Source organism: Aurantibacter sp. UH7, assembly GCF_056839165.1.
Map to the genome: position 1 here is coordinate 3,359,817 of NZ_CM166388.1, position 12,193 is coordinate 3,372,009.

Consider the following 12,193-nt stretch of genomic DNA (forward strand, 5'->3'; position numbering starts at 1 on the left):
TAACTGTTGGGGGATATTATCGGTTAACATATAAATAACCTGATTTGGTGTTAGAGGCTCCATCTTTTTCATATTCTATGAGGTAGAAGTAAACACCTACTGGTAGTTCTTCATCCATTTTAACTGTAGCTCGCCCATTGGATATTCCACGGAAAGAGTTAATTCTGGTGTACCCTATGGTTTCGAAAACTAGTATACCCCATCGGTTATATATTCTAACCGTATTGTTTGGAAAAGATTCAATATTGTTAATTTGGAAAATGCCATCATTAAGATTTGGTTGTACCAGATCACTTTCAATTTCTATATCGCAATTTTCACCTGAAGGAGGTGTGCCACCAATAGAACTACATGGATTATAAGGATCAGTTTGATCAACAACTTCTTGACCGTTTGATATTTGATCACCATCACAATCGGAAGCACTCCAAATAGCGTTTGTAGCATCGTAACCACTATAACTTGCTAATTGAACTGGATCACATGGATTTAAAGGATCAGTACCATCGGTAAGTTCATCTCCATTTATAATTCCATCCCCGTCACAATCACCAATTAAATAATCTCCAGATTGAGCAACTGTGATACTCCCTGAAACATAATCACATGAATCTTCTGGGTTAGTGCCGTCTATTACTTCTTGTTCGTTAGTAACTCCGTCACCATCGCAATCAGATAACAACCAATCTCCACCTTGAGTTTCTGTAATACTAGCTATTACATAATCACATGGGTCGTTAGGATTAGTGCCATCCGTAATTTCTTGAGTATCTAATACGCCATCACCATCTGAATCTAAGCCTTGTCGATAATCTACATCGTCACCAGGTAATTGAGTGTCCGGTAATGTTGTTGGATCTTCTATTTCGTCATTAGTATCATATGGGTCATTCACATTTACTCCTTCAAAACCATCATCTAAACCATCGTTATCGGTATCTACATCGGTAAAAGTACCTCTACCACCTTCAGTAAGGTCATCAATACCATCATTATCAGAATCTAGGTCGATATAATCAGGAATTAAATCTCCGTCGGTATCCTCAGGAATAAATCCAATAGTGTATGCAGTATCTAATCCATTTGTAGCAGAAGTTCCATTCGGCACGACATAACCTATGGTTGGTTGAGCCTCAATATTATCAGGTAAACCATCATCATCAGCATCAATATCTAAATAATCTACTCCATCATTTAAATTGCCATCGGTATTAGGAGGTGTTAGTGGTGAAGCAGCAGTGGCATCATTAAGTCCATCACCATCAGAATCTGTAAAACCATTGATTTCACCATCAGCATTATCGTCACCACCACTATTCTCGGTAGCATCAGTAATACCATCATTATCAGAATCAATGTCTAAATAATTTGGTGTTCCATCATTATCGAAATCATCTCGAGGAAGTTGAGTTCCAGTTCCATCAAGAGCTACAAGCGTTGTACTGTCTTCAGTATCAACACTGTCAGCAAAGCCATCGTTGTCGGCATCAATGAAATTGTCAATTCGGCCATTACCATCTAAGTCATCGCCACCAGCTTCTGTAACGTCTGTTATGCCATCATTATCTGAATCTACGTCTAAATAATCATCAACACCATCTAAATCGCTATCTGGTATTGGCAAGGCTTGCCCACCATCAAGTTCTCCTGGTACATTATCATCATCGGTATCTACATTATCCGAGAAGCCATCAAAATCGTTATCTGTAAATCCATCAATTATCCCATCTCCGTCTATATCGCTACCTCCGGCTTCTAAAACATCAGGTAAACCGTCGTTATCAGCATCTAAATCAATTCTATCATCAATACCATCATCATCAGAATCTGGATTTGGTAAAGGTGTTCCATTAGTAAGCTCAGTACCGGATTGTCCACCATTAATATTATCTTGTTCATCATTGAGACCATCATTGTCGGTGTCGGTAAAATTATCTACTTGACCGTCGCCATTTTCATCAGTACCTCCAGCTTCTATAATATCTGGAATTCCGTCGTTGTCTGAGTCTAAGTCAAAACTATCTTTAATACCGTCACCATCAGTATCAATATCTCCTTCTAAAGTATCAGGTATCCCGTCATTATCATCATCTAAATCTACTGTGTCGGGAATTCCATCATTATCGTTATCTATTCCTTGTCTCCAATCTCTATCACCTCCAGGTTGCTGCACATTAGGGAAATCGGTTGGCACTTGCCCGTTTGTAGGATTAACAGTCAAAATATCAGCATCAAAACCATCATCTAAACCATCCCCATCAGCATCAACAAGAATAGGGTTTGTTTCTGCAGTACCATCGGCATTTGTATCCCATCCTTCAATTAAATCGGGAATTGTATCATTATCTGAATCTAAATCTCTAAAGTCCTCCAATGTATCACCATCAGTATTTACAGGGGTGAACGCATTATTGCCTATGAAATCAATATCGTATTGATTGTCAATACCATCCTTATCATCATCTGCATTTAGTGGAGCATTATATCCAATAGTTGATTGACCTTCAATATTATCTACAATTCCATCGTCATCAGCATCGATATCTAAAAAGTCAACGCTACCGTTATTATCTGTATTTGGATAAGCATAAGGGGTGCCATTACTGATTTCACCAGAACCGGACCCATTATCAATATTGTCTTGGGCATCGTTTAATCCATCATTATCAGTATCTGTAAAATTGTCTACAATTCCATCACCATTAGTGTCGATACCACCACCTTCATAAATATCTAGAATACCATCATTATCACTATCCAAGTCTTGGAGGTTAGGTATACCGTCTCCATCGAAATCACACATTAATTGAAGTGAAATGCCATCAATTCCAAAATCATTTCCAATACCTCCTGCTGAATTATTTTCAATTACTACAGTTATATCAGTATCGGTAGCTGTAAATACTACGGAAATTTGTTTCCATGTTCCATCATTGGCAATATCTCCAGAATCGTATTGAGCAATTATACCTCCACCACTATCTAAAATAATCATAGATACATTTGGTGGAAGGGGAGTATTATTTTGAAATTGGTTGGTGCCATTATTTAAATACCCTGGATTGAATAGGTTTATAATTGCTGTTTTAAATTCATATTGCTCGCCAATTGATAAGCTGCTCACATTTTGTTCATAAAATCTACCGGGGTTACCATCGGCGTTGAACAAGGCAAAGTATCCTAAATCACCAGTGGCGTCATTTGTAAAGTCTTCAATATCTAACCAAAAATCTGGAATTGGTTCTGTACCGACATATGAGAAACCTACAGAATTAGTAACAATAGCGTAATTACCATCTGACGGCCTAGGGGCTTCATACCCATAGGTTGTAGTAATACCAGCTGGCATTGATTTTGTGTATGTGTTATAGTTGTCAGGGTTACCGGTGCCATTCCCAGTACCATTAAAAAAAGTATCTGTTCCGACATTTGCTACTCCAAAATCTCCATCATTAAGTATTGAAATAGAAGCTCCCGGTCCACATTCGTCTACATCTGGAATTCCGTCATTATCATCATCTAAATCCACATAATTTGGAATTCCATCATTGTCTAAATCATCATCGATGGCATCCCGAAAATCTACATCTCCTGTATTTTGGATATCAGCATCTGTATCAGGGAAATTATCATTTTGAGTATTATCAAAAGAACCGTTTACATCAGAATAATCATCTGTGTTTTCACTATTACTATCCAATCCATTCGTGCCTACGGAACCACTTAGGGTAAGTCCGGATTCAGTTGTATCATCACCAGCCTCATTATCAGAATCGAGATCTAAATAATCAGGATTATCTAAATTATCAGTATTAACTGGTAAAATTCCTAATGGATATGCTGAATCGAGACCAGCATTTACAGTAGTTGCATCTTTGTTAGGAGGGATATAACCTAATGTTGTTTGGCTTTCGATATTATCTGGAATACCATCATTATCGCTATCTAAATCTAGATAGTCTGGAATACCATCGCTATCAGTACTTGTAGGCACATTACTTTCTGTGGCATCTGCCATTCCGTTATCGTCTGTATCTGTAGTGGCATTTGAAGAAAATCGACCATTTCTATTGCCATCAAAAGCACCTAGCCCCGCTTCTACAGTATCGTAAATACCATCGTTATCACTATCGATATCTTGATAATCCACAACTAAGTCGCCATCTGTATCAATCGGTTCAAAACTATCAACAATGCCATTACTATTGGTATCGGTACCACCAAAAGAAGCATCCATTTCATCAGGAATACTATCTGAATCTGTATCTACTGTAAAATCAACTGAACTAAATTCAACACCATATTCTACACTATCCGAAATACCATCATCGTCACTATCGATATCTAAATAGTCTGGTCGAGTATCGAAATCGCTATTAATAGGGTCTATTCCATCAGAATCGGATCCTATAGCAGGTATACCTGTTATGGGGTCTATAATTCCTGGTGTTACATAACTTATAGAAGGTTGAGCTTCTACAGTATCAGTAATGCCGTCGTTATCACTATCTAAGTCTAAATGATTTGCAATTCCGTCACTGTCAAAATCATATACATCAGGAATGCCATCACTATTAGTATCTGTATAGTCGGTTGTAGAGCCGTCACCAGCATTTCCATTATCAGTATTGTCCATCCAGTTAAGAATACCGTCTCCATCTTCATCACCGTTAAGTTCATTTCCATCGGTCTCAACAATATCTAATATTCCATCGTTATCATCATCTTGGTCATTTAAGGTTAAGACTCCATCATTATCACAATCATTAGCAGGACCATTGCATTGCGCTGCCGCATGTTGTGAGAATAGAAAAGCACCTATAGCGATGATAAAAAATGAGTTTTTTCTTAACAATAATAGATTAGAAATTTTCATATTTTGAAAGTGAAATTAATATTGAAATCAGAATTCAATACGGGGTTTTTTTATATAGTAAATGAATTATTTTAGAAAATTCATTTATGTTTTATCATTAAGCGTAACTTAATGTGTTAATGGTTTTAACAAATATAATATGGGAGCTTATGAAGAAATTTATTTTTGTTGGCGGTTTCTATTGTATTTGTTGTGAAAAGCCAGAAAAATGTGGTTAGCAATTAGACCAGTAGTCATGGGGGTTCATCGATGAAATACATATTGTAAGAAAAAGCTTATAATTGATATTTCAATCAATAATCTTGCAATACAGAAATATTTAGACCTTATTATGGGTTTTAGGAATATTTAAATTGAAGGAAAATAAGTGGATGAAAAATGGAGATTAAAATGTAGGCCATCACTTATTTTTCAATAACAATAAACTCAGATCTTCTATTAAGTTGATGATCTTTATCTGAACAGGGCATACCGTTTTTGCAATGGTTTGTTAATTGGGATTCGCTGAATGGAATAGCTGAATATACTGAATAAATTATTTGCTGTATCTTATATTTTTAAAGCTTGATTTGATAAACAAGAAAAGCACTATTTTTTAAGTCCTAGTTCTTTGCCTTTCAGCAACATAAACTTTTTGGCAGCTTCGTATTCATTAGGAATTTCACCTTCAAGAATAGCTTCTTTTATCGCTTCTTTAATAATACCAATTTCTTTTGAAGGTTTTAAATTAAATGTTTTCATTATTTCTTCTCCAGATACTGGTGGTTGAAAATTTCTAACTTGATCGCGATTTTCAACTTCAATTATTTTTTTACGTACTAGCTCAAAATTACTTTTATATTTTTCCTGTTTTCTCGTATTTTTTGTAGTGATATCGGCTACACAAAGCGTCATTAAATCTTCAACATTATCGCCAGCATCAAACACCAATCTACGAACAGCAGAATCTGTGGCATAATCTTCGGCAAGTACAATGGGTCGTGAACTCATACGCACCATTTTTTGAACAAATTTCATTTTATCATTTAATGGCATTCGCAAACGTTTAAACAACTTATAAACCATTTTTGAACCAACAAATTCATGACCATGAAAGGTCCAACCAATTTTTTTATGGAATTTTTTGGTGGGAGCCTTGCCAATATCGTGTAATAAAGCTGCCCATCGCAGCCATAGATTGTCTGTAGTTTCAGCTATGTTATCTACCACTTCAAGTGTGTGCCAAAAATTATCCTTATGTCGTTGACCTTCAATTTCTTCTATACCTTGCAATGCGACCAATTCGGGAAAGATATATGCTAATAATTCTGTTTTATGTAATAAACCAAAGCCTTTAGATGGTTTATTACTCATCATTATTTTATGAACTTCATCAACAATACGTTCATTAGATATTATTTTAATTCGCTCCTTATTTTCTGTAATGGCTTTTAGCGATTGGGCTTCAATTGTAAAATTTAATTGCGTAGCAAATCGAATGGCACGCATCATTCGTAAAGGGTCATCAGAATACGTAATTCCTGGTTCTAGTGGGGTTTTGATAATTCCTTTTTCTAAATCTGATACACCATTAAAAGGGTCTAATAATTCACCAAAATTATTTTCATTTAATGAAATAGCAAGAGCGTTAATCGTAAAATCTCTTCTTTTTTGATCATCTTCTAAGGTCCCATCTTCCACAATAGGTTTACGGCTATCTCTATGATAGCTTTCTTTTCTTGCGCCTACAAATTCGATTTCTATATCTTGATGTTTTACCATCGCTGTACCGAAATTTTTAAAAACAGAAACATGTGGTTTGTCACTTAATTTTGAAGCAACTTTTTGAGCAAGTTCTATTCCACTACCCACAGCCACTATATCAATATCTTTTGGACTATCTCGTTGTAAAATATAATCGCGAACAAAACCACCGATTACATAGCTGTCTATATTAAGTTCTTTTGCAGCATCGGCAATAATCTTAAAAATTGGATTTTGTAATGCTTCTTTATAATGTGGTACACTCATAAGTTTTAATAGTACTAAACCGGTGTTTTATAGTTTTACCGTTTTTAGAAAAAATATTTATGTGCGAATTATTTTAACCGTACCGTCATTTGCCAATTTGATAATGGCTGATGGAACGCCGTTCTGTTTATCGCGGTTCAAATTTACCACATAGTCTACGCCTTTTAAAATATCCTCACTTATTTCAGTAAAAGATTTAGGAGTGGGAGATTGTGATACATTAGCTGATGTAGATACAATAGGTTTTTTAAACTTATTTATTAAATATTGGCAGAATTTATCGGAAGCAATGCGTACTGCTAACGAATTATCATCGGCAACTAGGTTTTTTGCGATACCCCTGGGATTGTCGAAAATTATCGTGGTTGGTTTATCGGCGATATCTATTATGTCCCAAGCAACTTCGGGTACCTTGGTTATATGTTTTTCCAACATAAAATCGTTAGCAACTAAACAAATTAAAGCTTTAGAATCGTTTCTTTTTTTTAATTTGTAGACCTTTTTTACAGCTTCTTCATTTGTAGCATCACAACCGATGCCCCATACGGTATCAGTGGGGTAGAGTATGAGTCCCCCGTTTTTGAGAACATCAACGGCCTTATTAATTTCGTCAATCATTAGTAAATTTTCTGATTATGTTTTATTGATTTTCCTAACGGGAGTCCGATTAAAATTCGAGTAAAAAGTTTAATATATTTGGGTTTAATGATAGCAGTTAGACCATATCTGAGAATAAAAACTAAGCGTAACATTTGATAATGGAAATAACCATAGTTTTTGCGAATCACATAAAATAGTGATGTTTTTAGCTCTATTTTGGTAGCTAAGGGCATCACAGCTTTACCAATGCTTTTTCCTTGATAATGTAAATAGGCAGCATTTGGAATGAAATAAGTTTTTCTATTTTTTTGTTTTAGACGATAACAAATATCACTTTCTTCATAATACAAAAATAGATTGGTGTCAAAGCCTCCTACATCATTAAAGTCTTCGGCTTTAAAAAACATAAAACTTCCATTTACATAATCTACGGCAATGGGATTTGTGTATTCTTTTCTTCTATTAGGTTTTGAGAATAATTTTTCAACAAATTGCTTTCCAAAAACTTCACGCCAAAAAGATGTAAAGTGATCGAAACTCACCTGTTTTTCTTGCTTTTCATTAAATATTTGAGCTCCACAAACTGCAGCATCTGATGTATTTCTTAAAAAATCATAACATATGGATAAACAGTCATTTATGAGCAGGGTGTCGTTATTTAAAAACAAATAATAATTGCCTTTGGCATGTTGAACACCATGCATGTTACCTCCACCAAAACCAGTATTTATTCTGCTCCTTAAAAGATTAGTTTTTTCTGAATTTAATTGTAAAAGTGAAGATTTTAAAACTTCAAAATCTGCTTTTTCAGAAGCATTATCTACAACGATAATTTCAAAAGTTATTTCTTTGGTAGTTTTCTCCAGTACTTTTTCAACACATTTTAATGTGTATTCTGAAGAATTGTAGTTGATAATAATTATCGAAATTTCACAAGGGTTATTCAGCATGTCGTTAACGAAACTAATAGAAATAGTGAGTTATACTGCGACAAAGATACCCGAGTTTATTTAAACAGGGTGAAAGGGATGTGGAAAATGGTAAATGATAAAGGTAATATGAGATTTACGCTTCTATGTGCTTATAATTGAAAACAGGAGTTGGTGCGGTTTGTAATTTTCTTAATTGTATATAGCGCTCATTTTCTCCAAGGGCTGCAAGATAGCTTACTATTAAGCCTTTTTTAGTATCAAGAAAGCCAAGTCGTATAAAGAAGTTATAAGAAAATTTCCAAATTGGTTTTATTAGTAAGCACAGGTAAGAAAATTGTTTTTCATTTAAATAATCTTCTTTGGCCTTAAATCTACCGTAAGAGAGCATTTTACCCTTATAACCTTTATAATTTTTATAAGAATAATGAATTAGTTTTTCTTTGAAAATTGCAGTTTTACCTTCTACCTCTAGTGTTTCATGTACAATTCTAGATGTTGTAAAATTAACTTTTGATTTTTTAAAAAGTCTATAATTTTTATCACTGCGCCATGCGCAGAAATTCAAGGGTTTATCTTTGAACATGAACTTTTTGTAGAACCAATATGCACTAGCAGTATTTTTAGAATAAAGTACATTTTCTATTTCTTTACGTAATGGGTTAGTAACTATTTCATCGGCATCATTAAAAAGAATCCAATCGTTTGAAGCCTGTGCAAGTGCAAAGGTTTTTTGTTTGGTGAAATTTTCAAATGTCTTTTGAATTACCTTAACCTTTGGGTGGTTCACTAAATACTCGTAGGTGCCATCGGTACTATATGAATCGACAACTATTATCTCATCAGCAAATGAAATCGAATCGATACACTTTTCAATATAACCTATTTCGTTATAGGTAATTATTAGTGCTGTAAGGTTTTTCCTATTATTTTGAGTTGAATACATACGTATCTATAACTAAAAAAAGAATAAAAAATTATGTTCTTATTATAATTTGTAAACCTTTTATGGAGCAAGGCCATAAAATATTCTGAAGAAAAGACTATAAAATTGAGCGGTACTGTCTATTACTGACTTTTTAAACGCCTTAACTCTTTATAACGAGCATGCACTCCGTATGCGTTTAAGTAACAGATAATTAGCCCTTTTTTACCATCTAGAATACCTAATCTGAAAATATAATGATACATAAATTTATAAAAGGGTCTAAACGCAAAATGATAAATATTAGGAGAGTAGCTTTTTGAGGCTTCTTCTTGTGCCTTCATCCGGCCATATTTAACCATTTTCCCTTTATAATCATCGTAATTTTTATAAGAATAATGAATGAGTTTATGTTTTAGCGTGTCAGATTCTCCATCAACAATTAAGGTTTCATGTACAATTCTATCTTGGGTAAATTCTGCTTTACTCTTTCTAAAAAGCCGATAATTTTTATCTGTTTGCCAACCACTATAATTCAATACTTCGTCTTTAAACATAAAAGTTCTATAAAAGAAATAAGCACTTGCAGTTTTATGTTTGTTATTAATAGTATCTAATATTTCATGTTTTAGATTATTAGTTACTCTTTCGTCAGCATCCATAAAAAGTACCCAATCATTAGACGCCTGTTCTAAAGCAAAGGACTTTTGATCCGTAAAATTTTTAAATGGTCGTTTTATTAGTTTAACATTTTTGCACTTCTCAATACACTCAATGGTGCCATCTGTACTAAATGAATCAACAATTATTATTTCATCAGCGAAACTTAAATTTTCTAAAACGTCTGCTATATGTTCAATTTCATTATAGGTAATCATTACTGCAGAAAGTTTTTTTCTTTCAGTATCGATTGCATTAGGTTCTGATAAAACTTCTTTGTAAACATTGTAAACATTATTGGCAACTAGTTCATCAGTAAATTTCTGAACAAAGGTATAACCGCCTTCTATAATTTCATTCCTCAACGGAATGTCATTAAATAAAAGATCAATCTTCTCACGCAACATAACATGATCTAAGGGGTCTATATATAATGATGAAGAACCGCCAGCTTCAGGAAAACAGCTGCCCTTTGATGTAATTACTGGGGTTTTACTAAAAAGAGCTTCAATAATCGGTATTCCGAAGCCTTCACAAATAGAAGGGTAACAGAAAACAGTAGCTAATTGATATATTATGGCAAGGTCTAAAACCGGAACATTTTTTAAAAAGATTACTTGTTCCGTTAGCTTATGTTCTTTTATGTAATCTCTGATTTTTGATGCATACTTCTTTTCACCACCTACTAAAACTAATGTGTAGTTGCTATCTTTTATAGCTTTTACAATTGCCAACGCATTTTTTCGCTCTTGTAAAGTGCCGACATTTAAAATAAATTGTTCGGGTAAATTATATTTTTTAAGTATTTCTTTTTTTTGAATATTGCTATACTCTGTTTTATAGGCATCGTTACAGCCTTGGTAAACTACACTAATTTTTTCGGAGTCAATTTTAAGATATTTAACGATATCTCGTTTTGTTTGTTCACTTATTGCGATGACCTTTTCGGCAGTTCTAGCTGCATGTTTAAATTTTCTTTTGTAAACCAATCTATCAATCCAAAAATAATAGTGTGGGTGACTCAAGAAAATAAGATCATGTATAGTAACAATTGAAGCAATGCCTCTTTCTTTTAGTCCAACGGGTGTTTCACCAGAAAGGCCGTGGTATATTTGCACTCCATCCGCAGCTATTTGATCACTAACGGCACCAAGTCGCCATAAGGATGAGAATTTTCTCCAAAACCAACTATTTGGGTAACGCACCACAACACGATTTAAAATCTTAAGGCGTTCTGTTTTAGAGGGTTTTGTATTGTATAGTATAAATTTATCAACAGGGGTATATTTATGGAGTATTCTAATTACATCCCTACCGTAATTACCAAGTCCGGTGTTGTTATGAAATATTCTTTTGGCATCAAAACCGACTCTCATACTTAAGGTATCCTTTTAAGAATCAAAGATAGTTATAAACTTTATTACACATATTTTAACTGAATTTAGGATACGAGAGTCCAATCATTTATTTTTAGCCAAGTTTATTTTTTCTTCTAATCAACCTAAAAGTTAGCAAAGCATGTATATTTTTCTTTGGATAGTTTTTCTAATTGTAGTGATATATGCTATAGTTAAATTCTTAAAACATCGACCACTAACACCCTTTATGCCGTTTAAATATAATTTCGGTAAACGCAGAATAACTTTTAAAAAAGTGCTAGATCTTTTAGAAAAAACAAATGCAAAAATGATAGTTGAGACTGGAACTTCTAGATCCGGGTTAAATGGCGCAAAAGGTGATGGAGCTGCGACTATTGTATTTGGCAAGTGGGCGAAAGAAAATAATGCATTTATGCATTCTGTAGATATAAGTGAAGATTCAGTAAAAGGTTCTCAAGCTGAAGTAGATGCACAAAACTTAAATGATTTTGTAAAGGTGCATCTATCAGATTCTTTAGAATTTTTAAAGAACTTTAATGAAAAGGTAGATTTTTTGTATCTAGATAGTTACGATTATAGTAAAGATTTAGAAGTACAAAGACTTAGTCAAGAACATCATTTAAAAGAATTTATAGCTATTGAAAACCAACTTCATGATAATACGATTGTATTAATTGATGACTGTAGGTTACCAAATGGAGGTAAAGGAAAAACTGTAATTGCTTATATGCTTAAAAACGATTGGAAAATTCTAATAGATGCCTACCAGGTATTATTAGTGAAAAACAATTTTAGTTTTAATTGATCTATTTTA

General features: G+C 33.8%; 7 protein-coding genes. 1 reads left to right on the plus strand and 6 read right to left on the minus strand.

Annotation, left to right across the window (positions count from 1 at the left end; translation table 11 throughout):
• Positions 1–16 precede the first annotated feature (16 nt).
• The 6 genes from UH7x_RS14270 to UH7x_RS14295 form a co-directional block, all read right to left on the minus strand.
• Entirely contained in the window at positions 17–4,876 is a 4,860-nt protein-coding gene (locus UH7x_RS14270; RefSeq protein WP_482360597.1) for a T9SS type B sorting domain-containing protein, read from the minus strand.
• A gap of 588 nt (positions 4,877–5,464) precedes the next feature.
• Entirely contained in the window at positions 5,465–6,886 is a 1,422-nt protein-coding gene (locus UH7x_RS14275) for a CCA tRNA nucleotidyltransferase (RefSeq protein WP_482360598.1), read from the minus strand.
• 57 nt (positions 6,887–6,943) lie between these two features.
• Complete coding sequence (locus UH7x_RS14280; protein WP_482360599.1) at positions 6,944–7,504, minus strand: L-threonylcarbamoyladenylate synthase; 561 nt, start codon at positions 7,502–7,504, stop codon at positions 6,944–6,946.
• A complete protein-coding gene (locus tag UH7x_RS14285) occupies positions 7,504–8,436 on the minus strand; it encodes a glycosyltransferase family 2 protein (RefSeq protein ID WP_482360600.1) in 933 nt (310 codons plus the stop codon). The genes UH7x_RS14280 and UH7x_RS14285 overlap by 1 nt, the downstream gene beginning before the upstream one ends.
• A 115-nt stretch (positions 8,437–8,551) precedes the next feature.
• Complete coding sequence (locus UH7x_RS14290) at positions 8,552–9,361, minus strand: glycosyltransferase family 2 protein (RefSeq protein ID WP_482360601.1); 810 nt, start codon at positions 9,359–9,361, stop codon at positions 8,552–8,554.
• A 122-nt stretch (positions 9,362–9,483) separates the two neighbouring features.
• Positions 9,484–11,376, minus strand: a complete 1,893-nt coding sequence (locus UH7x_RS14295) for a glycosyltransferase (protein WP_482360602.1) — start codon at positions 11,374–11,376, stop codon at positions 9,484–9,486.
• Positions 11,377–11,518: 142 nt separating this feature from the next.
• Between UH7x_RS14295 and UH7x_RS14300 the strand changes: the two genes are divergently transcribed.
• Positions 11,519–12,184 carry a class I SAM-dependent methyltransferase gene (locus UH7x_RS14300; protein WP_482360603.1) on the plus strand — a complete coding sequence of 222 codons (666 nt, stop codon included), beginning with the start codon at positions 11,519–11,521 and terminating at the stop codon, positions 12,182–12,184.
• Positions 12,185–12,193: the final 9 nt, after the last annotated feature.